The following is a 219-nucleotide window of genomic DNA, read 5'->3' as shown; positions in this document are numbered from 1 at the left end:
GCATTGGTCTTGGTGCGCTGGCCGCGGCAGGGAAGGCCCTTGCGATGGCGCACACCACGGTAGCACTGGATCTCGGTCAGACGCTTGATGTCAAGCGCGACGTTGCGGCGCAGGCCCCGACTAGGACATGGGATGTTATTTATGGAGGTGCTTTATGGCACGTATTGCTGGTGTTGATCTGCCTCGCGAGAAGCGGATCCAGGTTGGTCTGACTTATGT

General features: G+C 58.4%; 1 pseudogene. It reads right to left on the bottom strand.

Annotated elements, in window-relative coordinates:
- Nucleotides 1-113 (bottom strand): annotated as a pseudogene (rpsM, locus tag H6B10_RS17160) (30S ribosomal protein S13); the annotation flags it as partial.
- Nucleotides 114-219: the final 106 nt, after the last annotated feature.

This window comes from Gemmiger formicilis, from assembly GCF_016901605.1.
In the GTDB taxonomy this organism is placed as follows: Bacteria; Bacillota; Clostridia; order Oscillospirales; family Ruminococcaceae; genus Gemmiger; species Gemmiger formicilis_B.
This window is presented reverse-complemented; position numbering and strand designations above follow the sequence as displayed.